24 protein-coding genes are annotated in these 23299 nt (G+C 74.4%); 7 read left to right on the top strand and 17 right to left on the bottom strand.

Going from position 1 to position 23299, the window contains the following annotated elements:
- Window positions 1-86 precede the first annotated feature (86 nt).
- A complete protein-coding gene (locus tag ADL34_RS31660; RefSeq protein WP_079034010.1) occupies window positions 87-1031 on the top strand; it encodes an amidohydrolase family protein in 945 nt (314 codons plus the stop codon).
- Between the two features lie 73 nt (window positions 1032-1104).
- Here ADL34_RS31660 and ADL34_RS31665 read toward each other — a convergent pair whose 3' ends face one another.
- The 3 genes from ADL34_RS31665 to ADL34_RS31670 are packed head-to-tail and all read right to left on the bottom strand — an operon-like array spanning window position 1105 to window position 4171.
- A complete protein-coding gene (locus tag ADL34_RS31665) occupies window positions 1105-1887 on the bottom strand; it encodes a sulfite exporter TauE/SafE family protein (protein ID WP_062664821.1) in 783 nt (260 codons plus the stop codon).
- 38 nt (window positions 1888-1925) lie between these two features.
- Complete coding sequence (locus ADL34_RS36280; protein ID WP_159039007.1) at window positions 1926-2063, bottom strand: hypothetical protein; 138 nt, start codon at window positions 2061-2063, stop codon at window positions 1926-1928.
- Window positions 2060-4171 (bottom strand): MMPL family transporter, encoded by a 2112-nt coding sequence (locus ADL34_RS31670; RefSeq protein ID WP_062665053.1) that lies wholly within the window; start codon window positions 4169-4171, stop codon window positions 2060-2062. The genes ADL34_RS36280 and ADL34_RS31670 overlap by 4 nt, the downstream gene beginning before the upstream one ends.
- Before the next feature lie 74 nt (window positions 4172-4245).
- On the opposite strand from ADL34_RS31670, the gene ADL34_RS31675 reads away from it, so the two are divergent.
- Entirely contained in the window at window positions 4246-4743 is a 498-nt protein-coding gene (locus ADL34_RS31675; protein ID WP_062664819.1) for a MarR family winged helix-turn-helix transcriptional regulator, read from the top strand.
- Between the two features lies 1 nt (window position 4744).
- On the opposite strand, the gene ADL34_RS31680 is transcribed toward ADL34_RS31675, so the two are convergent.
- From ADL34_RS31680 to ADL34_RS31690, 3 genes are read right to left on the bottom strand one after another with little or no spacing between them, the layout of a single operon-like run.
- The gene (locus ADL34_RS31680; protein ID WP_062664817.1) at window positions 4745-6469 is read right to left on the bottom strand and encodes an MOSC and FAD-binding oxidoreductase domain-containing protein; all 1725 of its coding nucleotides are present in this window, start codon (window positions 6467-6469) and stop codon (window positions 4745-4747) included.
- A 55-nt stretch (window positions 6470-6524) separates the two neighbouring features.
- Window positions 6525-7409, bottom strand: coding sequence for a pyridoxamine 5'-phosphate oxidase family protein (locus ADL34_RS31685; protein WP_062664815.1), 885 nt, complete (start codon window positions 7407-7409; stop codon window positions 6525-6527).
- Between the two features lie 44 nt (window positions 7410-7453).
- Complete coding sequence (locus ADL34_RS31690; RefSeq protein ID WP_062664814.1) at window positions 7454-8323, bottom strand: alpha/beta fold hydrolase; 870 nt, start codon at window positions 8321-8323, stop codon at window positions 7454-7456.
- Window positions 8324-8474: 151 nt separating this feature from the next.
- Here ADL34_RS31690 and ADL34_RS31695 point away from each other — a divergent pair, with 151 nt between their 5' ends.
- Complete coding sequence (locus tag ADL34_RS31695) at window positions 8475-8984, top strand: CGNR zinc finger domain-containing protein (RefSeq protein ID WP_062664813.1); 510 nt, start codon at window positions 8475-8477, stop codon at window positions 8982-8984.
- Between the two features lie 79 nt (window positions 8985-9063).
- On the opposite strand, the gene ADL34_RS31700 is transcribed toward ADL34_RS31695, so the two are convergent.
- From ADL34_RS31700 to ADL34_RS31715, 4 genes are all read right to left on the bottom strand, one after another.
- Window positions 9064-9354 (bottom strand): DUF6355 family natural product biosynthesis protein, encoded by a 291-nt coding sequence (locus tag ADL34_RS31700; protein WP_062664811.1) that lies wholly within the window; start codon window positions 9352-9354, stop codon window positions 9064-9066.
- A gap of 201 nt (window positions 9355-9555) precedes the next feature.
- Window positions 9556-10350 (bottom strand): SDR family NAD(P)-dependent oxidoreductase, encoded by a 795-nt coding sequence (locus ADL34_RS31705; RefSeq protein WP_062664809.1) that lies wholly within the window; start codon window positions 10348-10350, stop codon window positions 9556-9558.
- A 178-nt stretch (window positions 10351-10528) separates the two neighbouring features.
- A complete protein-coding gene (locus ADL34_RS31710; RefSeq protein ID WP_062664807.1) occupies window positions 10529-11734 on the bottom strand; it encodes a glycoside hydrolase family 64 protein in 1206 nt (401 codons plus the stop codon).
- A gap of 187 nt (window positions 11735-11921) precedes the next feature.
- Window positions 11922-12881 (bottom strand): GlxA family transcriptional regulator, encoded by a 960-nt coding sequence (locus ADL34_RS31715; protein ID WP_062664805.1) that lies wholly within the window; start codon window positions 12879-12881, stop codon window positions 11922-11924.
- A gap of 176 nt (window positions 12882-13057) precedes the next feature.
- Here ADL34_RS31715 and ADL34_RS31720 point away from each other — a divergent pair, with 176 nt between their 5' ends.
- The gene (locus ADL34_RS31720; RefSeq protein ID WP_062664803.1) at window positions 13058-13357 is read left to right on the top strand and encodes a putative quinol monooxygenase; all 300 of its coding nucleotides are present in this window, start codon (window positions 13058-13060) and stop codon (window positions 13355-13357) included.
- Between the two features lie 51 nt (window positions 13358-13408).
- On the opposite strand, the gene ADL34_RS31725 is transcribed toward ADL34_RS31720, so the two are convergent.
- The 4 genes from ADL34_RS31725 to ADL34_RS31740 all read right to left on the bottom strand — a co-directional run bounded on the left by ADL34_RS31725 (window position 13409) and on the right by ADL34_RS31740 (window position 19193).
- On the bottom strand, window positions 13409-15265 hold the full coding sequence (locus ADL34_RS31725) for a GMC family oxidoreductase (protein WP_062664801.1): 1857 nt from the start codon (window positions 15263-15265) through the stop codon (window positions 13409-13411).
- On the bottom strand, window positions 15262-16659 hold the full coding sequence (locus tag ADL34_RS31730; protein ID WP_079034000.1) for a hypothetical protein: 1398 nt from the start codon (window positions 16657-16659) through the stop codon (window positions 15262-15264). The genes ADL34_RS31725 and ADL34_RS31730 overlap by 4 nt, the downstream gene beginning before the upstream one ends.
- Window positions 16656-17372, bottom strand: coding sequence for a FadR/GntR family transcriptional regulator (locus tag ADL34_RS31735; RefSeq protein ID WP_062664799.1), 717 nt, complete (start codon window positions 17370-17372; stop codon window positions 16656-16658). Before ADL34_RS31735 ends, ADL34_RS31730 begins: the two co-directional genes overlap by 4 nt.
- A gap of 105 nt (window positions 17373-17477) precedes the next feature.
- Window positions 17478-19193, bottom strand: a complete 1716-nt coding sequence (locus tag ADL34_RS31740; RefSeq protein WP_062664797.1) for a SpoIIE family protein phosphatase — start codon at window positions 19191-19193, stop codon at window positions 17478-17480.
- Between the two features lie 197 nt (window positions 19194-19390).
- Between ADL34_RS31740 and ADL34_RS31745 the strand changes: the two genes are divergently transcribed.
- On the top strand, window positions 19391-20287 hold the full coding sequence (locus ADL34_RS31745) for a PfkB family carbohydrate kinase (protein ID WP_062664795.1): 897 nt from the start codon (window positions 19391-19393) through the stop codon (window positions 20285-20287).
- A gap of 327 nt (window positions 20288-20614) precedes the next feature.
- Here ADL34_RS31745 and ADL34_RS31750 read toward each other — a convergent pair whose 3' ends face one another.
- The 3 genes from ADL34_RS31750 to ADL34_RS31760 are packed head-to-tail and all read right to left on the bottom strand — an operon-like array spanning window position 20615 to window position 22223.
- Window positions 20615-21475: an oxygenase MpaB family protein gene (locus ADL34_RS31750; protein WP_062664793.1), complete on the bottom strand. Its 861-nt coding sequence runs from the start codon at window positions 21473-21475 to the stop codon at window positions 20615-20617.
- A gap of 27 nt (window positions 21476-21502) precedes the next feature.
- Entirely contained in the window at window positions 21503-21982 is a 480-nt protein-coding gene (locus tag ADL34_RS31755; RefSeq protein ID WP_062664786.1) for an MSMEG_6728 family protein, read from the bottom strand.
- A gap of 10 nt (window positions 21983-21992) precedes the next feature.
- A complete protein-coding gene (locus ADL34_RS31760; RefSeq protein WP_062664784.1) occupies window positions 21993-22223 on the bottom strand; it encodes a DUF2945 domain-containing protein in 231 nt (76 codons plus the stop codon).
- 228 nt (window positions 22224-22451) lie between these two features.
- Here ADL34_RS31760 and ADL34_RS31765 point away from each other — a divergent pair, with 228 nt between their 5' ends.
- On the top strand, window positions 22452-22916 hold the full coding sequence (locus ADL34_RS31765; RefSeq protein WP_234375148.1) for a DUF6325 family protein: 465 nt from the start codon (window positions 22452-22454) through the stop codon (window positions 22914-22916).
- Between the two features lie 48 nt (window positions 22917-22964).
- Entirely contained in the window at window positions 22965-23261 is a 297-nt protein-coding gene (locus ADL34_RS31770; protein ID WP_062664782.1) for an SHOCT domain-containing protein, read from the top strand.
- Window positions 23262-23299: the final 38 nt, after the last annotated feature.

Here is a 23299-nt window from a genome sequence, read left to right on the forward strand (position 1 = left end):
GAAAGACCCCAGCCGCCCGCGGCGTGAGCTTCGGCACAGGGGAAGGGAGTGGACCGGTCCGGGCGGCGGGGGTGATCGTGAACGGCATGACGGACCACCGCTCGCCGCAGAAGCCCCGCATCGGTTCCGCCGAGCCCGCCGTGCCGGGCCGCGGCGCCGAGGCGCTGGAGGTCCGCCGCTTCTGGGAGGGGCTCGGGCTGCCCGGTCTGATCGACGTCCACACCCACTTCATGCCGGAGCGCGTCCTGCGCAAGGTGTGGGCGTACTTCGACGCGCTGGGGCCGCTGACCGGCGGTGTCGAGTGGCCGATCACCTACCGGGCGGAGGAGCGCGAACGCGCGGACCTGCTGCGGGACTTCGGAGTGCGGGCGTTCACCGCGATGCTCTACCCGCACAAGCCCGGCATGGCCCGCTGGCTCAACGACTGGGCCGTCGGCTTCGCCGGCCGCACCCCCGGCTGTCTGCACACGGCGACCCTCTTCCCCGAGCCCGGCGTGGAGACGTACGTCCGGGAGGCCGTCGACGCGGGCGCCCGGGTGTTCAAGGCGCATGTGCAGGTCGGGGCGTACGATCCGGCGGACGAGCTGCTGGACGCGGCGTGGGGGCTGCTCGCGGAGGCCGCCGTCCCCGTGGTGGTCCACTGCGGTTCGGGACCCGCGCCCGGCAGGCACACCGGTCCCGGCCCGATCGGGCGGGTGCTCGCCCGCCATCCCGGACTGCGGCTGATCGTCGCCCATCTGGGCATGCCCGAGTACGAGGACTTCCTCGGTCTCGCCGAGCGGTACCCGCAGGTGCGGCTGGACACCACGATGGCGTTCACCGACTTCTCCGAGGACCTGATGCCGTTCCCGCGCGGGGCGCTCCCCCGCCTCGCGGCGCTCGGCGACCGCGTGCTGCTCGGCTCCGACTTCCCCAACATCCCCTATCCGTACGTCCATCAGCTCCACGCGCTGGAACGGCTGGGACTCGGGGAGGAGTGGCTGCGGGCCGTGTGCCACGACAACGCCGCGAAGCTGTTCGCCCTGCCCTGAGCTGCGGGGCTGCCGGGCGTCCGGTGAGCGGCGCGGGCGCCGGGCGCGGCTCGCGCAGCGCCCGGCCGCTCCCTCAGCCCAGTCCCCGCACCAGGTAGAGGCCCCCGACGCCGGCGGCCAGGGCGCCGAGGAGCAGACGCAGCGCCCGCTCGGGCAGCCGGGGCTGGAGGTACGCCCCGAGGTAGCCGCCGATCAGCCCGCCGACGCCGCAGGCCAGGCCGAGGGACCAGTCGGGGGCGACGTCGCCCGAGCCGGTGAGGGACAGCACGGCGAAGGCCGCCGCGCCGACCACCGACGTGGCGAACGTGGATGCGAGGGCGGCCGGGGCGACCACGGCGACCGGCATGCCGCGCCCCACGAGGACCGGTCCGAGCAGGGAGCCGCCGCCGATGCCGTAGATCCCGCCGACGATGCCGACCGCCAGGGCCAGCGCGGTGACGGCGCGCGGCGACGGCTGTGCGCGCCGGGGCGTCCGGGCGGGCCACAGGGTGCGCGCGACGAGCCACAGGCCCAGCGGTGCGAGCAGCCCGGCCACCAGGAGCCGGAACACGGTGGCGCCGGGGACGGCGAAGACCCGGACGACGGCCCCGATCACCACGCCGGGGAGGGTGCCCAGCACCAGCAGCCGTACCAGCGGGCCGCCGAGGGTGCCCTCCCGCAGGTGCCGCAGGAGGGCGCCGGGGCCCGCGACCACGTTGTACAGCAGGTTGGTCGGCGTGACCGCCGGGCTGGGCACGCCGAACACGCTGAGCTGCACGGGCAGCAGGAACACCGCGCCCGACACGCCGACCGGCGCGGTGACGAGCGCGATCATCAGACCGGCGGCGAGACCGTACAGTTCCGTCGGCCCGTTCATCCCGGCTCCTTTCCACGGCCGGGGAACTGTATCCGTGATCAGGCGCGGCGGGCCGCCCGCGCCTGACGGCTGGTGCGCGGCGTCGGGTCCGGCCGGTGCGGCAGGCCGTCGGGGCTGGGCTCCGCTGCCCGGGCGGGGGTTCCCCGGTTGTCCGAGGAGCCCCCGCCCGCTGTCACACCGTCTCCTTGACCGCCTCCGTCGGCTCGGTCTCGCGCCGGGCCAGGGAGCTGGGCCACCACGCCCGCCGCCCGATGTCGATCATCAGCGCGGGGACGAGCAGTGAGCGGACCACGAGCGTGTCCAGCAGGACGCCGAAGGCGACGATGAACGCGATCTGCACGAGGAACGCCAGCGGGATCACCATGAGGGCCGCGAAGGTCGCGGCGAGCACCACGCCCGCGGAGGTGATCACGCCTCCGGTGGTGGTCAGGCCGCGCAGCACGCCCTCCCGGTGGCCGTGCAGCAGCGCCTCCTCGCGGACCCGGGACATCAGGAAGATGTTGTAGTCCACGCCGAGGGCGACCAGGAAGACGAAGCCGTACAGGGGGACGGACGCGTCCGTGCCGCTGAAGCCGAGCAGGTGCTCGAAGACGAGCGTGGACACCCCGAGCGTCGCCAGGAAGTTCAGGGCGACGGTCGCGACGAGCAGCACCGGGACGAGCAGGGAGCGCAGCAGGAGCATCAGGATCAGCAGGATGATCGCGAGGACGACCGGCACGATGACCGTGCGGTCGCGAGCCGCGGTCTCCTGGGTGTCGTACTGCTGCGCCGTATAGCCGCCGACCAGGGCGTCCGCGCCGGGGATGGCGTGCACCTCCGCGCGCAGCCGCTCGACCGCCGCCTTGGCGGCGTCGCTGTCGGCGGCGGCCTTCAGCGTGGCGTCGACACGGACGCGCCCGTCGACGACGAGGGGTTCCCCGCCGCCGGGACGGCCGGACTTCGAGACGGCGCCGGCGGACGCCACGCCCTCGGTGTCCTCGGCCGCGGCTGTCACCTCGTCGACGCGGTCGGCGGCGGCGATGATGACGGCCGGGTTCCCGGACCCGCCGGGGAAGTGCTCGCCGAGCGTGCGCTGGGCGGAGACCGACGGCGCGTCGTTGACGAAGATCTCGTCGAGCGGCACGCCCTTGGAGGACAGCTGGGGCGAGAAGGCCGCGAAGACCGCGAGGATCAGCGCGGTCACCACCCAGGTGCGGCGGGGCCTGCCGTCCACCGTGGCGGCGACCCGGCGCCACACGCCGCGGCCCTGCGCGGACTCCTCGGGCGGCTGCGGCTTCGACGGCCAGTAGGCGGCGCGCCCGAGGAGGGCCAGCACGGCGGGCAGGAAGGTGAGCGTCGACAGGACGGCGCACACGATGCCGATGGCGCCGACCGGTCCGAGCGCGCGGTTGTTGGTGAGGTCGCTGGCGAGCAGCGCGAGCAGGCCGAGCGCGACGGTGGCCGCGCTCGCGGTGATGGCCCCGAAGGAGCGGCGCACCGCGGCGAGGGCGGCGTCGGCCCGGTCACCGCTCCGGGCCAGTTCCTCCCGGAAGCGGGCGGCCAGCAGGAGCGCGTAGTCGGTGGCGGCGCCGATCACCAGGATGGAGAGGATGCCCTGCACCTGTCCGTCGACCCGGACGACGTCGTGGTCGGCCAGGACGTAGACCACGGCGCAGGCGAGAGAGAGGGCGAAGACGGAGCCCAGGATGATCAGCAGCGGCAGCAGCACGCTGCGGTAGACCAGCAGCAGGATCACCAGGACCGCGCCCAGGGCCACGCCGAGGAGCAGTCCGTCGATGCCCGCGAAGGCGTCCGACAGGTCGGCCTGGCTGGCGGCCGGTCCGGCGATCTGGGCCGTGGTGCCGGACACGCTTCCGGCGGCGTCGCGGACCGCGTCGAGGGTGGGCTCCAGGGCGTCGCCGAGGTCGGGCCTCAGCTGGACGACGGCCTGGAGGGCCTCGCCGTCGTCGGAGGGCAGCGCGGGCGACGGCCGGCCCACGATGCCGGGCTCTCCAGCGAGCTTGGCGACGGCCCGGGTGGCCTCGGCCTGCTCGGCCTTGGAGACCCGCCCACCGTCGGCCGTCCAGACGACGACGGCGGGCAGTGTCTCGGACTGGTCGAAGGCCTCCCGCGCCTTGAGCACCTGGGTGGACTCGGCGCTCTGGGGCAGGAAGGCGGCCTGGTCGTTGGTGGCCACCTCGCCCAGCTTGCCTGCGTAGGGCCCGAGCGCTCCTCCGACGCCCAGCCAGACGAGCAGCAGGACGACGGGGACGAGCCACCGGGCCCAGCGCGGTGCGGTTCTCATGAGCATCCCATGCGGTAGTCAAGTTAACTCAATGGCAAAGTATCTCACTCATTGAGTGATCTTATACTGCATTCATGAGCGGTCCCGATGTGCCCTCCCCCACTGTTCCGGCGGACGACCCGACAGGGTTGCAGTCGTTCGCCGTTCTTCTGCGCCGGATGAACAGCGAGTTCAACCGCGTCACGCAGGAGTTCGCCCAGGCGCATGGACTGCACCTGACCGACATGCAGGCGCTCATCGCGATCCTCGACGCCGATCCCGAGGCCGGTCCGATGACCCCCGGCCGGCTTCGCCGGCAGCTGAACCTCACGTCCGGCGCCGTCACGGCGTGCCTCGACCGTCTGGAGCGGGCGGGGCACATCCACCGCGTCCGTGCTGCGGGCGACCGCCGGGTGGTGCACCTGCACTACGCCGAGCCGGCCAGGGCCCTGGCCCGGGACTACTTCCGTCCCCTGGCGGAACGCACCGACACGGCCCTCGGCCGCTTCTCCCCCGACGAACTGGGCGTCGTCGTACGGTTCCTGCGCGAGCTGAACGCCGAACTCGTCCTCCTGCGCGCCGGCCCCGCCTGACTCACATGTCCAGGACGACGTCGGTGCGCGGCCGCGAGCAGCAGATGAGGGCCTGTCCGGCCGGCGGCGGCTCCAGCGGCGCGGGCGCGTAGCCGACCTCGCCCGACAGGACCGGGGTGACACAGGTGTGGCACACCCCGGTACGGCAGCTCCAGCGGGCCGGTACGTCGCAGGCGTCGGCGAGGTCGAGGAGGCTGCGCGCCCCGTCGGGGAACGGCGTGGTCACACCGCTGCGGGCGAAGGTGACCCGCGGTCCGGTGCCGGGCGGCCCTGCCGGCGGGTGGGGGGACGGAGCCTCGGTCCCGGTGAGGCCGGGGGTGATGGGTGGCAGGGTCGCGAAGAGTTCCGTGTGGACGCGGGCCGGGTCGACGCCCGCGTCGGCGAGGGCCTGCCGCATGTCGGTCATGAACGCCGTGGGCCCGCAGACGTAGGCGCTCGCCTCGGACGGCACGCCCAGGGCCCGGACGGCGTCCGGGGTGAGCCGTCCCGGGGCCGCGTGGGCCCGGTCCCGCTCCTCGGGGGTGGCGGCGCTGTAGAAGACGTGCTCGTGGGCGTGCGGCAGGGAGCCGAGCACGGTGTGGGCCTCGGCGGCCAGGGGGTGCTCGCGTGGGCCGCGGGCGCCGTGGAGCCACCAGACGTCCCGGTCGGGGGAACGGGCGGCCAGTTCGTGCAGCATGCCCAGGACCGGGGTGACCCCGATGCCGGCGGAGACGAGGAGGACCGGTTCCGTGCCGCCTTCCAGGACGAAGTCGCCGCGCGGCGCCGCGACGTCGAGGACGGCTCCCGGCCGCAGTGCCGTCGTGAGGTAGCCGCTGGCGTTGCCGTGCGGTTCGTGTTTGACGCTGATGCGGTAGCCGTCGGCGCCGGGCACCGCGGAGAGCGAATAGCTGCGGATCGGGGCGGGCCCTCCGCTGCCCGGGACCCGCACGGTGAGGTACTGGCCGGCGCGGGCGTCGGGCAGCGGTGTCCCGTCGGCCGAGGTCAGGTGGAGGGAGACGACCGTGTCCGTCTCGGCGACCACGTCGGACACCCGCAGGGTCCGGAAGCCCTCCCAGGCGGGCCCGTCGGCGGCGGGCCCGCCTTCCTCGGCGGCCAGCAGGTCGCGGAAGGAACCCTGCCAGCCGGGGCTCAGCGCGGGGACGGCGAGCGCGCGCCGCAGCAGGGCCGGGTCGCGGCCGGGGAGGTAGAGCAGGGCGTCCGTGGCGGCGACGGTCAGCGCGCCGGGGCCGGTCCGGGTCCGGACGATCGGGTCGCCCGCCCGGATCAGCCCCTCCTGGACGACCCGCATGTAGAAGCCGGGCCGGTGGTGGGCTACGAGCAGCGCGGGCATCTCGGGCACGCCCATCCGCAGGCCGACGCGGTAGCAGGTCACCCGGGGCTGGCTCACCTCGAACTCCGCCTCGCCGATCCGGTACCGGTCGCCGATGCAGACCTCGTCGTCGGAGAGGCCGTCGACGGTGAGGTTCTCCCCGAACTGCCCGGGGACGAAGTCGTCCCGCCCGAGGTGCCGCTGCCAGTGACGGTAGGAGTCGATCTGGTAGACGAGCACCGCGCGCTGTTCCCCGCCGTGGCCCTGGGCGTCCCCCTGGCCGTCGCCGTCGAGGTTGAGCCGGCGGGCCATGACCGGTCCGGGCACGGGGTGTTTCCACACGCCCGTGTGGACGGTCCGGCCCTGCCAGGGCACGTCCTTGGGCAGTCCCACGTTGACCGACAGCAATGAGGGCATCCGGGTGCTCCTTCCGGTACCAGTCAAGACGGTCCGGCGCCCGCGCTCATGTCGATCACGGGCCGGGAGCCGCCTCGCGCAGCGGGACGAGGCCGCCGAGCACCCGCCGGGGCCGGAACCGGACCCGCCGCCCGGTGCCGCCCTCGTCCCCGGCGTCCGCGGGGTCGAGCCACTCGACCGTCGCCTCGCCGCCGAGGTGCAGGGTGCGGCCGGTGGTGAAGTCGAGGAACAGCAGGGCCGCGGCCGGGTCGACGGCGAGGTTGCCGAGGCTGGTGAACAGGTTGTTCCCGGCGTAGTCGGGCCACCAGAGCTCCCCGCCGTCGATCCGTACGAAGCCGGGCGCGCCACCCTTGTGGGAGGCGTCGGCGCCCCGGGCGGGATGGGTCGTGCCGAGGAAGAAGGTGTCGGCGCGTGAGATCAGCTCGCGGTCCCGGTCGTCGAGCGCGGCCCGGACGGCCTCGGGCGCAGGCGGGCCCGCCGGGGCGGTGGCGTCGGGGGTGAGGAGGCGGGGGCGGATGTGGGCGGGGCAGTTGCCGAACGCCTGCTCGGCCTCGATGGTCAGGACACCGTCCGTACGGTCCGTGAGTCTGCCGTTGACACGGATGCGGCGCCGCAGACCGAGGTCGATCGCGAGGAGCCCGGCGGGCTGCGGGACGGGCAGGCCGTGCAGCGGGTCACCGGCCGGGGGCGCGGCGATCACCGTCAGGGTGGTGCCGTCCCCGTCCAGGAACCCCGGCCGGCCGGTGAGGGGGGAGATCCACAGTGCCCCGTCCCGGTCGCGGGCGGTGAGGACGGCGAAGGTCCGCGCGGCGAGGGCCGCCCGCAGCCCGCCGCCCAGCCACGGCGGCCGCAGCATGCCGTGCAGCCGGGCCGCCTCCTCCGTGGCGCCCGCCCGCGCCTGGACAGTCCGCTCCCCCTCGTGGAAGCCCGACGCGTTCATACGGACCGTCTCCTCTCCTTCGGCCGCCGGTGCGGTGCTCGGGGTCATGCCAGGGCGCGGCCGAGGAAGTCGCGCACGGCGCCGGCGATGGCGCCCAGGTGCGACTCCAGGGCGAAGTGCCCGGTGTCCAGCAGACGGATCTCGGCGTCGGGCAGGTCCTGCCGGAACGCCTCCGCGCCCGCCGGGCCGAAGATCGGGTCGTTGGCCCCCCAGACGGCGAGCAGCGGGACCTGCGTGTCGCGGAACCAGCGGTGGACCTCCGGGTAGAGGGCCACGTTCATGGGGTAGTCGCGGAACAGCTTCAGCTGGATCAGGTCGTTGCCGGGCCGGTCCAGCAGGGCCAGGTCGTGGGTCCAGGCGTCGGGGCTGACGAGGCTCGGGTCCGGCACGCCGGTGAGGTACTGCCAGCGCACGCCCTCCGGGGTGAGGGCGGTCCGCATGGGGGGCTCGGTGTCGGGGCCGGGGCGCTCGCCGTAGGCGAAGACGTCCTTCCAGAAGGCCGGGACGAGCCCCTCCTCGTAGGCGTTGCCGTTCTGGGTGACGATCGCCGTGATCCGGCCGGGGTCCCGCAGGGCGAGGCGCCAGCCGATCGGGGCGCCGTAGTCCTGCACGTACATCGCGAACCGGTCGACGCCCAGCTGCCGCAGGAGCCCCTCGGTGATGTCGGCGAGCGCGTCGAAGGTGTACGGGAAGTCCTGGAGCGCCGGCATCGCGGACCTGCCGAACGCGATGTGGTCCGGAGCGACGACGCGGTAGCGGTCGGCGAGCTCCGGGATCAGGCCGCGGAACATGTGCGAGCTGGTCGGGAAGCCGTGCAGCAGCACGACGGTGGGCGCGCCGGGATCGCCGGCCTCCCGGTAGAAGACCTCCAGGCCGTCGACGGTGGCGGTGCGGTGGTGCACTGCGTACTCCATTGTTCTAACCCCTCTAGAGCCGTTCGGCGGTTATAAGCACAGTCGACCACGGCCGACCTAACCTGTCAACACACTTTCAAGGGTTACAATCGAGAGGCGGAGGCACGCTGTAGCCTGCGCTGGGCGAACTGATCGGTGAGGAGGCGGACGCATGGAGCAGGACACGCTGGTGGAGCTCCTCAACACCACCCCGGTGGTCGACGGCACCCCGGCGGATGTGTTCGCCGACCCCGAGGCCGCCCGCGCCTGGCAGCGGGAGCACGGCGGCAGCGGCACCGCAGCCGAGCACCGGCATCTCGTCGAGGCACGCGACCTGCTCCAGCGGGTCGTCCGCGATGACGTTCCCGCCACCGCCCTGGGCCCGCTGCTGGAGGGCGTCACCTCGCATCCGCGCGTCGACGCCGAGGGCGTGACCTGGGAGCCGAGGCCGCCCGCCGACCGGCGCCTGGCCGTGGAGGCGGTCCTGGCCTGGGGCGCGCTCCAGCAGGCCATGCCCGGCAGACTGCGCCCCTGCGCCAACGACGAGTGCCGTCGGTTCCTGCTGGACCGCAGCAAGACGAACAAGGGGCGCTGGTGCTCGATGGCCCTGTGCGGCAACCGCATGAAGGCCAGACGCCACTACGAGCGCACCCGCCAGGCGGCCGCCCGGCAGCCGGACTGACCCGGACGGCGGAAAGGCCCCGCCCCCCCACCACGGCCGGTGGGGGGCGGGGCCGCTCCTGGCGCCTTCCGGCGGTCCGTCAGCAGGTGCGGCCGACGTAGTGCGCGCCCTGGATCTTGGCGGCGGAGCCCAGCCAGGTGCGGCCCGGCGCCACACAGCGCTCGTAGTCGGCGGCGTAGGCGACCCGCACCTGGATCACCACACGGGAGCCGTCCGACGTGCAGTGGTTGTAGTACGCGTCGGAGCTGGTCTCGTAGAAGCCGCAGGGGTCGGCGGCGGCCGGGGCCGCATGGGCGGTCACCATCCCGAGGGAGGTCAGCGCGAGGGCGGCGGAACCGAGGACGCCGGTCAGCGTACGGCGAAAACTCAAGGGAACTCCTTGGCCGGTGCGGGCGGCGGACCGGACGTCCCCGCCCGTCGATGGGTCGGTACGCCCCTCAGCATTCCGCCGGGCCCCCGGCGCTCCGGGCCCCGCGCGCCCCGTTCACCTGGTGAATCGTTCGGTCCGTAGGCCGTTGGGATGATCTCGACCCACGCGTGGGGCGCGCTCCCCCGGCCTCGTGTACGGCCGTCACGGCAGGATCGAGTCCACGTACCCTCCGTCGACCCGGACCGCGCCGCCCGTCGTGGCCGACGCGTGGTCGGAGGCTAGGTAGACGACCATGTTGGCGATCTCCTCCGGCTCGATCAGGCGCTGCAGCAGGCTCTGCGGCCGGTGCTCGCGCATGAAGGCCCGCTGCGCCTCGTCCCAGGGCAGGTCCTTGTCCACCAGCTCGTAGACGAAGTCCTCCACACCGCCCGTGTGGGTGGGGCCGGCGAGGACGGAGTTCACGGTGACCCCGGTGCCGGCCGCCTGCTTGGCGAATCCGCGGCTCACCGCGAGCAGGGCCGTCTTGGACATGCCGTAGTGGATCATCTCGGCGGGAGTCACGATCGCCGAGTCGCTGGCGATGTTCTGCACCCGCCCCCAGCCCCGCTCGGCCATGCCGGGCAGGTACCGGCGGATCAGCCGTACGGCCGACAGCACGTTGACGTCGAAGTAGCGCCGCCACTCCTCGTCGCTGATCTCCAACGGGTCGGCGGAGCCGAAGATGCCGAGGTTGTTGACGAGGATGTCCACCTCCGGGAGGAGCTCGGCCACCCGGTCGACGCCCTCCTGCGTGGTCACGTCCGCCGCCACCGGGACCAGGCGGGCGCCGGGCGCCCGGCTGCTGAACTCGGCGACACTGCGCTCCACACGGTCCGGGCTGCGGCCGTTGACGCCCACCCGCGCCCCCGCGCGGGCGAGCCCGACCGCGATCGCCGCGCCGATGCCCTGGGTGGAACCGGTCACCAGCGCGGTGCGGCCCGTCAGATCGATCTGCATGCCTACAGCCCTTTCCCGTGTCAGTTCGTACGTGTTCGGGTACCCCGCGGCATCCCTTGCGTACGCCCACTGGACGCATCGGCTTCCAGAGCGCGCTTGCAAGCAAGAGGGCTGGCGACACGCCACCGGCCGCCGGGGGACGGGCTCCCGGCGGCCGGCGGCGTGCGTTCGGTAGGGATCAGTTGAAGGGCTCGAGGGTGATCGACGCCTGGCGCGGGTCCCCGTCGTGGACCAGGGACTCGTGGTTGCCGACGTCGTCGAAGGCGAACGCGTACGCCTTGCCGTCGGCCATCTGGGAGTGGATCACCCGCGCGTAGTGGTCGGTGACGCCGTCCCGGTAGAAGGCGTCCGACGACGCGTCGGGCTGGTTGGGGTTGACCAGCAGGGTGGAGCGGTGGAATCCCGCGCACAGGGTGCGCGAGATCGGGCCGCGCACCTGGTCGTTGGGCGCGTCGAGCTTGCGGTGACAGCCGAAGACGGAGGAGGCGTCCGGCTTCTCGAACTGGGTCACGACCGCGCCCGCGCTGTTGGTGAAGCGCATGACGCCCCCCGAGACCCGGCCGAAGTACCTGGTGTTCGGCTGGTCCCTGAACGGTGTCACCGTCAGGGTGGCCGAGGAGTACTTCTGCCAGACCCGGTTGATGTAGTCGTCGAGCACCGAGGCGGGCAGCGCGCCGGTCTCCAGGCCGTACAGCGGGGACAGCGCGCGCAGCACGGTGCCGTCGGAGCGGGTCTGGATCAGGTTCCCCCAGCCGCCGGGCTGGTTCCTCAGTCCGTTCAGGACGGCGTTGTAGCCGCCCGCCCTGAGCCTGCCGGCGGTCGCGGTGCTGCCGTCGGGGCGCTGCACGCCGACGGAGTAGGGCGCCGAGAACATGTCGACCTGGGTGCTGTTGAGCCACACGCCGCCGTCGTTGAGCGTGTACTCGGACCAGTTGAACAGGATGTCGCGGTTCGGGTCGCTGGGGTTCTGCACGGCGGGCTGGACGAGCCCGCCGGTGGTCAGCTTGAACTCCAGCTTCCGCCCGTACGAGAAGTACACGCGGCCGGAGAACTTCGGCATCCGGATGGTCGTCGACTGTCCGGCGGCGGGGCCGGGGATGGAGGCGTCCGGCGCGGGAGTCGGCGGGTTCCCGCCCGCCGGCCAGGGGTGGAAGGTACCGCCGGCGTCGGCCCAGCCCTGGCGTCCGGTCGAGAGCTCGGTGCCGAGGTTGTAGATGTACACCTGGTCACCGCGCGCCGAGTTGTTGGTGATCTTCAGCGGAATGGTCGCCGGGACGGCGGCGTGGGCGGGTGCGCCCGTCCCGGCCGCCAGCAGCGTGCCGCCGAGGATCGTGGCGAGGGACAGGCCCGCGGCCGCGATCCGGCGTTCGAGTGTCTTGCCCATGCTCCGTCTCCGTTCGAGTGGGGGATCGACGATCTGAGAGCGCTCTCAGCGTCCCGCCCTGGTATGGACCTGTCAACGACTCAACCAATATCGACCGCGGTGAACTCCCGTACGGGGCACGGGAGACGGGCAACGGAAGACGGGAGACGGGGCTGCCGGTAGACGGCGGGGGGCGGGCGACGGGCGGTCAGCGGCCCCGCAGGGCTCCCGCCGTCTCACCCGTCCGCTCGCGGAGCAGGACCCGGAGCGTGGTGGCGTGCTCGTAGCCGACCTTGCGGGCTATCACCTCGAGCGGCAGGTCCGTGGTGCGCAGCAGATGGGAGGCGCGTTCCACGCGCAGGTCCTGCACGAAACGGACGGGCGAGGTGCCGAGGGTGCGGCGTACGACCCGCTGGAGGGTGCGCTCGCTGACGCCGAGGGCCCGGGCCGCGTCGCCGATCGACAGCGGCTGGTCCAGATGGATCCTGGCCCAGCGCTCGAAGGCGGCCAGCGTCGGATCGCTCTGCGCGAGGGCCGAGGAGATCGTGTACGCGGCCTGGGAGGGCCGCTCGTCGATGACCAGATACCTGGCGACGAGCTCCGCGAGGGCGGGGCTCCTCATCCGCACCACCGCGAGCGCGAGGTCGACGTGCCCGAACGCCGCGCCCGCGGTGGTCACCCCGTCGGAAGTGGTCACCATGCGGGTCTGGTCGAGCGTCACCCGCGGGTAGCGCGTACGGAAGTACGGCGCCAGCCACCAGCTGGTGGTCGCCCGGCGCCCGTCGAGCACACCCGACTCGGCCAGCAGGAACGTGCCCGTGCAGGCCGACGCCACAGCGACACGGCGTTCCCGCGTCTCGGCCACCAGCTGCCGCAGGGGCGCCCCGGCCGGACCCGAGACCTGTGCGAGGAGGGCGTCGGGGCGGCGCTCGGCGAGGGCCGGGACGATCAGCAGGTCGGCGTCCTTCGCCGTGGCGGCCGGGCGGGTCTCGACCAGGTGCCCGGCGCCGGTGCGGACCCGCCGGCGGAAGCCCACGGTGGACACCGTCCAGGCGGGCGGCGGTTCGGGAAGCTCCTCGCGCATCGCGTTCGCCCCGTCGAGCACGTCGAGCAGGGCCGCGAGCCCGGAATCGAAGACACCGTCGTACGCCAGCACCGCCACATCCATGTCGGGAACGGTATCGGACACGTCGTTCCCGACGCTGGGCGGGTTCCGGACCGCGCCCTAGATTCAGGGGTGTCCGGACGACATCCGGTGCCCGGTACCGGCACCCCTCCCGTCACGGCCGTGACGACCGTGACGACCATCCCGACCATGACGACCATCACGAACTGGAGCACCACATGAGCACGTTGGGACTGCTGGCCCGCATCGAGGCGAGGCCCGAGCACGCGGAGAAGGTCGCGGAGCTGCTGCGGGACGCGGTGGAGCTGGCCCGGCAGGAGGAGCACACGGTGACGTGGTTCGCGTTCCGGCAGGGTGAGACCACCTTCGGCGTCTTCGACACGTTCGCGGACGAGCAGGGGCGTCAGGAGCACCTGCGGGGCCGGATCGCGGCCGCGCTGACGGAGAACGCCGCGACGCTGCTCAGCGAGGCACCGGACATCCGGCCGGTCGACCTCCTGGCGGTCAAGCTCCCCTGATACACGGCCGGGGGCGGTGCCGCCGCCCCCGGCCTTCCACGACCCGCCCGGTCAGGTCCGGGCCAGCCAGCGGTCCGTGACGGCCAGGGCCGCCGCCATGATGCTGAGCTGCGGGTTCACCTCGGGGCAGCTGGGCAGGACGGACCCGTCGGCGATCAGCACGCCGTGCGCGCCCCGCAGCCGTCCCTCCGGGTCGGCCGGTGCCCGGTCCTCGTCGGCGCCGGCCGCCGCCGTGCCGGTGGGGTGGAACGCGGACACATGCAGGTGCCGTACCGCCACGTCCGCCAGCAGGGCCTCCAGCTGCGCCATGTCGCCGGCGCGTGGGGCGTGCGGGACGCCGGTCAGGACCTCCTCGGCGCCGGCGGCGAACAGCAGGCGGCCCATGGCCCGCTGGGCGCGCAGCAGACGGCCCGCGTCACGGGGTGCCAGGGCGTAGCGCAGCAGGGTGCCGTGCCGGCCGAGGACCCGGCCCGACGGGCGGTCGGCGACCATCGCCCCGAGGGTCGCCAGGTGTTCGGTGTCCTCCAGCGCGTCGCGCAGGGCGCGTCCGACGCCCGGCAGCACGAATGAACTCATGCCCGGGGGTGCGGCGGTCGCCTCGATGAGGATGCCGTCGGCGTGCAGTTCCTCCACCGCGACGCTCTGCAGAACGGCCTGCCCGCCGCCGACGGGGGTGCCGAAGCGGCCCGCGACGCTGATGGCGGGGTGGACGCTGAGGTTCCGTCCGAGTCCCGGATGGCCGCCCAGGCCGGAGCGGCGCAGGAGCTGCGGGGTCCCCAGCGCGCCGGCCGCCACGACGACCAGGGGGCTGAGGATCTCCAGTTCGCTGCCGTCGGGGCGGCTCACCAGGACGCCCGAGGCCCGGGGGCCGCCCGGCCGGTCGCGGTCGACGAGGAGGCGCCGGACGCGGGCGGCCGTGACGATACGGGCGCCTGCCGCGCACGCGTCGGGCAGCACCGAGAGCTGGACGCTCTGCTTGGCGCCGGTCGGACAGCCGACGACGCACTGGCAGGAGCCCTGGCAGCCGGGCGCGTTGCGGCGCAGGGGGCCCGCGGCCCAGCCGAGGCGCCGGGCGCCGGACAGGGCGAGCCGGCCGTTCTCGCCGAGGACGTCGAGCGGCTGCCGGGCGACGCGCAGGGTGCGTTCCGCCTCGTCGAGGTGGGTGGTGAGACCGTCGGCGGCGGCGAAGCCGTGGATGGTGCGCCAGCGGGTGAGGACGTGGTCCGGAGTGCGGTAGCAGGTCCCGGAGTTGACGACGGTGGTGCCACCCACCGCGCGGCCGGTGGGGACGACCAGCGGAGGGGCGCCGTACGCGATCGTGGCTCCGGCGTCCCGGTACAGCCCGGTGAAACGGTCGAGCGGCGTCCGGCCCGCGAACGAGGCCGTGGTGTGGTGCTCACCCTCCTCCACGACGACGACCCGCAGGCCGGCGCGGGCCAGGGTGCGCGCCGCCATGGCACCCCCGGCGCCGGACCCGACGACGACGGCGTCGGCGGTGGACCGGTTGGGCCAGGCCGCGGACGGCGTGCAGTCCAGCGGCGGGTCGTCGGCGGCGGGCCGCGCGGCCGGTGCCTCGCGGTGCAGCATCCGTTCCGTCCCGGCGGCGAGCAGCACCGGCACCTTGAGCGCGTCGAGGACCGGCAGGGCGGTCCGGTGGGCGGCGAGCCGGGCCAGCAGGCGCTCGCGTTCCCCGGGGGCCAGCGCGGTGAGACGGCGGCCGGTGCGGGCCAGAGCGTACGCGTCGACCGCGAGGGCCGCTCCGTGGACGGCGGTGCGGGCGGAGCGCGGCATCGCGTCCAGCAGCGTCCGCAGACGCCGTGGCACACCCCGCACCCAGTCGGTGGTGCCGTCGTCCCCGAGGAACGCGGCGGTGAGTGCCGGCAGGGCGGTGTCCGTACGGGGGTTCATCGCTCGCCGACCTCCGCGTGGGCGGTGCCCGCCAGCCGCCAGTGCGCCTCCGGCCGCCATCTCCCCCACCAGCGTTCCAGGTGGATCTCCGCGTCGGCGCTCTCACTGTTGCGGCAGACCGCGGCTGACCCGTCGGGGTCGGTGTAGTCCAGGGCCAGGGTCCGCTCCTCGGGCTGGGTCACCGTCACCCGGATCCGGCGCAGTCCGGCCCGGCCGGTCACCCGCCAGCGGGGCAGGGCGAGGTCGGCCGTGAACCGGCCGGCTCCCGCCCAGCCCACCGCGCTGCGCTCGGCGCGCCCCGGCCAGGTCCGTCCGCCGCGCAGCAGGCGCAGGAAGACGAGCGGGGGCAGCCGGTCGAGTCCGGGGCGGGTGGACACGGCGGCCACGATCTCGAGGACGTCGCCGCCGCCCAGGTCCGCGTGGAGCCACGCCCAGCGTGCGGCGTTGCCGTGGCCGTAGATGCGGGCGCTCGCCCCGAACGCGCCGTCCAGGCGCAGCTCTTCGCCGTCGCCGTGCCGGACGGTCCCGGTGTAGCGGCAGCGGGAGGCCGGGAGCATGTGGCTGGCGGGCAGCCAGGGGTGACGCCAGGACCAGCGGGGGAAGGTGCGCACCGGCGGGCCCTGCGGTGTCTCGGTGAGCGACCAGGTGAGCGGGCCGGCGCTGCCGGACAGCGCTCCGGGGGCGACGCGGACGTCGCCGGCGGTGAAGCCGTCGGTGCCGCCGGTCGCGGGGACGGGCCCGAACCGGGCGTGCCGCACCGGGCCGTCCTGGGGGAAGAGGGCGGCCCAGCCGTGCGCGTAGGCGGCCGATCCGTCCGTGGGGGCGACGACTTCGTGGTGCAGCCAGACCCCGGTGCCGGTCGCCGGGTCGGTCAGGGTCGTGTACCAGACCTCCGTGCGGCCCGGCCGCCCGTCCCAGCGGGCCGCGAGGTCCCGTCCGGGGTCGTGCGCGGAAGTCCGGGGGAAGCGGAAGCTCGCGACGAACGGCAGCAGCCCGGTGCCGAGCGGGAAGCGGAGCGTGCCCTGACCGGCCGGCCGCCCGTCCTCGTGGAGGCTGTACGGCAGGACGGTCATCGAGGTGACGGGCCGCGCCGGTGAGAGGGACTTCCAGCCGTCGAGTTCGAGGCGCCGGCCCTCCAGGGTGAAGGTGATCCGGTAGCGGATCCTGCGCCGGGCCAGCGGGGATATCTCCAACTCCCCCACGGCTTCGGCGTCGTCGGCGCGACCCGCGATCCGGACGCGGCCGGTGAGCCGGGCCCGGGTGGTGCGGTGGGGCAGCACCACCGTGCCGGCGCGGGCCACGAGGTCGAGGCGGACGGGGCGTTCGCGGTCCTCGCCGTCCAGCCGTACACGGCCCAGGAGGGTCTCCCGGAACTCCGTTCCGCGGGCGCTCACCGGTCCCCGCCGCGACCCCGGCCGGCGGAGGCCAGTCCTTCGAGCATGACGCGTTCCGTCGTGGACAGGTAGGCCCCGGCGGCCGTGCGGGCGGCGGTCTCGTCCCGCGCGGCGACGGCCTCGACGACGGGGGCCAGCCGGTCGTGGGCGGCCCGGGCGTCCTGGAAGGGCCCCACGAGGGCCGAGCGGACCGGCAGATAGGCGTTGAACAGGGTGTTGGTCAGCAGGACGTACACCCGGTTGCCGGTGGCTCGGGCGAGCGCGCGGTGCACCTCGGCGTCCGCGAGCTGCGCGTCCTCGCCACCGTCGGCCTCCGCGACGGCCGCGACGAGCCGGCGCAGTTCGGCGATCTGGGCGTCCGTGGCACGGGAGGCGGCGCGTTCGGAGATCAACGCGCCGATGCTGCGGCGCACTTCGAAGATCTCCCCGATCCAGTCGGGGCTGTGCCGCACCAGCATCGGCAGCAGGTCCGCCCCGCCCAGCCGCAGGAAGTCGCGGACGCGCGTGCCCACTCCGTGCCGGGTCTCCAGGAGGCCCGCGTGCACCAGGCGGCCGAACGCGTGCTTGAGGGTGGTGCGGTTGACGCCGTACTCGTCGGCGAGTTCCCTCTCGGGCGGCAGATAGCTCCCGGCGGGGTGGCGCCCGGCGAGGATCCGTTCGCGCAGGCGCTGCTCCAGTACGTCGACGACCGTCTCGCGCGGCAGTGCTCCCATTCGAGGCCCCCAGCCCGGGTGTGGTTCAGTGACTGAGCCACTGAACCACTGTGGTCGACCACGCGTCAACAAGTCGTGCGCGCATGGTTCTTGGGGCGGTGCCGGTCAGGCCGGGGCGCGCAGCGCGAGGAGCGCCACGTCGTCGTCGTTGTCGGCGGGGCGGACGCGGCGCAGCACCTGGTCGGCGAGGACGGTGAGCGGCCGGTGCACGTACGCGGCCGCGTGCCGGCGCAGTCGGTCCAGGCCCACGTCGAGGATCTGGCCGTGTTCCTCGACGAGGCCGTCCGTGTAGAGCACGAGGGTGGAGCCGGGCTCCAGCACGATCTGCGCGTCCGGCCGCCGGGCGCGCAGCCCGGTGCCCAGGGCCACGCCGTGCCCCTCCTCGAGGAAGCGGGCCACGCCGTCCCTGGCGATGAGCAGCATCGGCGGATGTCCCGCGTTGGTCCAGGACAGACGCCAGGTGCCGTCTTCCAGCGCCTCGATGCGAGCGAAGATCATGGTGGCCATGCTGACGTCGGTGATGTGCTCCATCGCCTCGTCGAGCCGGGTCACGATCCGGCTGGGGGGCTCGTTCTGCGACCAGGCGTAGGCCCGCAGCATGTTGCGCAGCTGCGCCATGCCGGACGCCGCCTCCAGGTCATGGCCGACGACGTCGCCGATGGCCAGCGCGGTCGCCCCGTCGGACAGCGGGAAGGCGTCGTACCAGTCGCCGCCCACCTGCGAGGCGTCGGGCGCGGGCAGATAGCGGGCCGTCATCTCCAGGCCGGGGACGCCCGGCATCTGCGGCAGCAGGTGGTTCTGCATGGTCTCGGCGACCTTGCGCTGGCGCTGGTACAGGCGGGCGTTGTCCAGGGCGAGCCCGGCGCGGCGCGCGATGTCCTCGACCAGCGGGAGGTCCGCGGGGGTGAAGGCCACCGGGTCCTCGGCGCGGCCCAGCGTCAGCGCGCCCAGCACCTCGCGGGTGCCGCGGATGGGGGCGATGGCCGCCGAGTGCATGCCCGTGCGGTCGAACAGGCGGCGCTGCTCGACCGCGATCCCGGAATCCGGCTCACGGTGGTACCTCTCGGGTCCGGTCACCGTGGACGACGCCCCGCGCAGGGCCCTCGACAGCGGCCACTGGGACTCCGCCAGCACGGGCGGCATGGGCCCCTCCAGGTCCTCGTGCCGCTTGAGGGTCGCCCCGTCCGCGTGGGCGACGACGTCCCGCCACACCTCGTCGCGCTCGGTGATCAGGTCCACGACCACCCAGTCGGCGAGCCGGGGCACCACCAGATGACCGAGCCGGCGCAGCGTCTCGTCGGTGTCGAGCGTCGAGGTCAGCTGGGCGGTGGCCTCGGCGAGCAGGGCCAGCCGCTCCAGCTCGGTCAGCGGGGCGGTCGGGGTCTCCGGCGGCGAGGCCGGCTCCTCGACGATCTCCTGCGGATGGAAGAGCACCAGGGTGCGCTCCTCGTCGCCGCCGGCGGCGTACGGCGTGATCATCCAGCCTATGGGGCGGACGGAACCGTCGGGAAGCGCGAAGTACTCCCCCGCTCCCTGGGCCGGTCTGCCCGCGTGGAACGCATGACGCATGGCGCACTGGCTGTGCGGCAGCGGCTGGCCGTGCGGGCCGCGGTGCAGCAGGTCGTGGGCGTCCTGGCCGACGAGTTCGTCGGCGGATCTGCCGAGCATGCGCTCCGCCTGCGCGTTCACCGCGAGGATGCAGCCCCGCTCGTCGACGACGTAGGCGCCTGCGCCGAGGGCGTCCAGGGCCTGGGACAGCGCGGCGGGCGCCGACGCCACTGCCTCGCGGCGCGGGGTCTCCGTGTCCTGCGGCCCTTCCACGTCCTGCCTCCCTGCGATCGGTCCGGGTACTCCCGGAGGCGGGCCCGCCACGCCCTTGTGAGCCACGCCGTGCCGCCCCGGTGTGTCCTCCGTGTGCCCCCGGACGGCCGAAAGGCACCTTCCTTGCGCGGCCGGCCTCGGGGCCGGAGGATCCATGGCTACACCGTACGCACGCACCGGCGGAAGGAGCAGGGGGGATGGAACCGCGGACGAGGGGCCGCCCGCGCGGGCTGTTCGTCGGACTGTGCACGCTCGACGTCGTCCAGCTCGTGGACCGGGTGCCCGGCCCCGACGAGAAGCTGACGGCACGGGACCAGCTCGTGACGGCCGGCGGCCCGGCGGCGAACGCGGCCGTGACCTTCGCCCATCTGGGAGGCGTGGCGCGGCTGCTCACCGCGGTCGGCTCGCACCCGCTGGGCGAGACCGTCCGCGCGGACCTCGACCGGGCGGGGGTGGCCGTGACCGACCTGGCGGCCGGCCGGGACGAGCCGCCCGCCGTGTCCTCGGTCCTGGTCACCGCCGGCACCGGGGAGCGTGCCGTCGCCTCCACCAACGCCCGCGGGCAACGGCTCGGCCCGCCCCCCGATCCGGACGCCTTGGTATCCGCCTGCGACATCGTGCAGTTCGACGGCCACCACCCGGCCCTGGCGCTCGCCACGGCGCGTGCCGCGCGCGCGGCGGGGCGGCGGACCGTGCTCGACGGGGGCAGCTGGAAGCCGGGTACGGAAGACCTGCTCCCGTACATCGACGTGGCCGTGTGCTCGGCGGCCTTCCGGCCGCCCGGCACCGCGGAAACCGACGGCACCCTGCGGTTCCTGCGGGACCACGGCGTCACCTGGGCGGCCGTCAGCCAGGGGCCGTGCCCCCTGGTGTGGGCCGGACCGGACGGCGGCGGCACGGTGGAGGTGCCCGCGGTGCACGTGGTGGACACGCTCGGCGCCGGCGACGTCCTGCACGGCGCGCTCACCCACGGGCTGGCCCGACACACCGAGCTGACCGGCCCGGCCTTCACCGACGCCCTGCGAGCGGCGACGGCTCTGGCGGCCCGCTCCTGCACCTCGTTCGGGACACGGGCGTGGATGCGGAAGGGCTGAGGCGGGCACGCCCGATCCGGGGGCGCCCGGCGTCACCCCCCACCGCCCGGACGACACACCGACCCGACCCGGGCGGACTTCACCCGCAGGCCACGAACGAGCTGCAGCCTCGGCCGTACGGCCCTGTGCCTCGTTCGGCACGCTGGCGCCTGCGAGTCGGGAGGGCTGAGGCGGCGCGCCGGCTCCCCGGATGTGCACGGCACACCCTGCCGGCCACCCGACGTGCGGGGCCCCCGGGCCGGATGCGGGCGGTGCGCCGGCCGCGGCCAGGCGTCCTCCTGTCCGGCTCTCTCGCGCTGCGCGGCGCACGGTCGCGACGAGGTGCGGTCAGCCCTGGCCGGGTGTGGTCGGGGGGCGCATCACCCAGCGGATGGTGCGGGTGAGGGCCTGACCGGTGGGGCGTACCGCTACGTCCTCGACGAGCGGGATGCGGGGCAGCCACAGCAGGCGCCGGGCCCACGGTGGCAGCAGGGCCACGGCGTTCGCGGCGAGGCCGCCGTACAGGGGGCGTACCGGCAGGGGCACGGGTGGCTGGAGGAGCAGGAAGCGGGCGGTCGCCCGGGCCTCGGGGGTGGCCCGCAGTTCAGGCCGGTAGGCGGCGAGGCGGGCCGCCAGTTCCCGGCGGTCGCGCGGCGGGTCGATCACGCCGAGTGCCCGTGCCACCCGCGCGGCGTCGGCGACGTAGCCGTCGTAGCCGTCCGCGTCCAGCGGGTGCGCGCCGAAGCGCTGGTGGGAGCGGAGGAAGCTGTCCGTCTCGGCGGCGTGCACCCAGCCGAGCAGATGCGGATCGGCCGCGTGGTACGGCTCCCCGTCGGCGGTCGTGCCCCGGATGCGCTCGTGGATGGCGCGGACCTGGTCGACGGCCCGCTGGGCGTCCTCGGCGGTGCCGTACGTCGTCACGGCGAGGAACGTGCTGGTGCGCTGGAGGCGGCCCCACGGGTCGCCCCGGTAGCCGGAGTGCCCGGCCACGGCCGCCATCGCGAGCGGGTGCAGGGACTGCAGCAGCAGCGCGCTGAGCCCGCCGATGAACATGGACGCGTCGCCGTGGACCGCGCGGATCGGCCGGTCGGGCCCGAACCAGCGGGGCCCGGGGGCCTGATGGATACGGGCCCGGGTCGCCGGGCCGTCGGGGCCCGCGACCCGGCGGAACAGGGCCTGTCCCAGATGGTCACGCACCACGCCCAGCACGCCCCGTCTCCTTTCCGCCGTCGCCGGTCAGCCGGCGGCGGCCGCGCGCTCCCGGTCGGAGGCCGGCCACACGTACGGCAGGTCGTCGGCCACGCCGGGGAACAGCGCGGCGTACACGTCGGGGTCCTTGCGGACCAGGGCCGAGCGGTGGCTCTCGTGGAAGGCCTCGTCGCCGAGCCACGGCGGCAGCTCGGCCGCCTCCGCCAGTTCCTCCTGCCCCCGGACGGGGCCGGGGCGGTGCGCCGCCAGCCCGGAGACCAGGGACGCGGCACAGCTGTCCTGGTGCCCCTGGTCCCTCCAGACCCGGCAGATCTCCAGGCCGTACCGGACGAGGGCCTCCTCGTAACCGGTCCACATGCGGACGGCCGGATGCCGCCGCCAGCCGTAGCCGGGCACGGTCAGGCCCCGCAGGACCTGGAGCGCCTCCACGCGCTGCTTGCCCAGCCGGCGCCGGTCCAGCAGCAGCGCGGTCCGGTGGAAGTCGGGGTCCGGCAGGAAGGTCTGCATGCGGCCCCGCTCACTTCTTGCGCAGCGCGGACGGCTTGTGGACGGCGGACCTGCCGGACTTCTCGCTGCGCACCTCGTACTGCGGTTCCTCCGCGGAGGCGTCGACGGTCCGGCCGGCGGCCTCCGTACGGCGGGTAATCTTCCGCTCGACGGTGCCCTCGGCAGTGCTGCCGTGACTCTTCCACGTCACCTCGTCGCCTTTGGCGAGGCCGTCGTCGGACTTCTTCGCGTTCTTCGCCACCGTGATCCCTCACTTTCCTGCGCGCGGAGACGTCGGGACCCGCTCCGAGTGCCCGCGCGGCACCGGCCCAACCGGCACCGCCGGCCCGTCGGCCGTCGGGCGGCGCCCCGGATGCAGGGGGGCGGGCCGAGTGCTGCAATGACTGCAGGGCCGGACTCGGGCTGCGTGCGTACGCCCCCGCCGCCCGCGTCGGGACCGGGCCCGAACCCGTTCGTGTGAGGAGAGGCCATGCACCAGGACATCGCGGACATGGGGCCCGTCGACTACCTGATCGTCGAGTTCCCCGGCAGCCGGATGACGGGCGAGGGGCTTCCCCTGCTCGTCGACCTGGTCGACCGGGGCATCATCCGCGTCCTCGACCTGGCCTTCGTCCGCAAGGGCACCGACGGGTCGGTCGAGGCCCTGGAACTGCGCGACACCGGCGACGAGGTCGACCTGACGATCTTCGAGGGGGCCTCCTCCGGACTGCTGGACCAGGGCGACCTGGAGGACGCCTGCGCCGCGCTGGAGGCGGGCAACTCCGCCGCGGTACTGGTCTACGAGAACCTGTGGGCCGCTCCCCTCGCCCGTGCGCTGCGGCGCGGCGGTGCCGAACTCGTGGCGAGCGGCCGTATCCCCATGGACAGCCTGGAGGCGTCGCTGGACGCGGCCGAGGCGGCGGCCCCCGCGGGCGGCACCGCCGGCGCACGGTGACAGCGGCGGCCATCGCCCCGGGCACATCTCAGCAGGGAGACGAGTGACATGCCAGGACTGCTCCGCGGGGTCGCCCGCACGGCCGTCATCTCCGGGACCGCCACGGCGGTGTCCAACCGGGTCTCGCGCCGGCAGGCGGGCCGGTGGGCCGAGCAGGACCGTCAGCGGCAGTTCGCCTACGGGCAGGAGGCCGCGCCCGTGGCGCCCGCCCCGGCCGAGCCGGTGCCGAACGCCGACGACATGACCACCAAGATCGACCAGTTGAAGCAGCTCGGTGACCTCAAGGCCCAAGGGGTGCTCAGCGAGGAGGAGTTCGAGGCACAGAAGCGCCGGATCCTCGCTTGACGCACGACGAGCAGGACGCGCGCGAGACGTCCCCGCCG

It is taken from the genome of Streptomyces sp. NRRL WC-3605 (assembly GCF_001509795.1).
GTDB lineage: Bacteria > Actinomycetota > Actinomycetes > Streptomycetales > Streptomycetaceae > Streptomyces > Streptomyces viridochromogenes.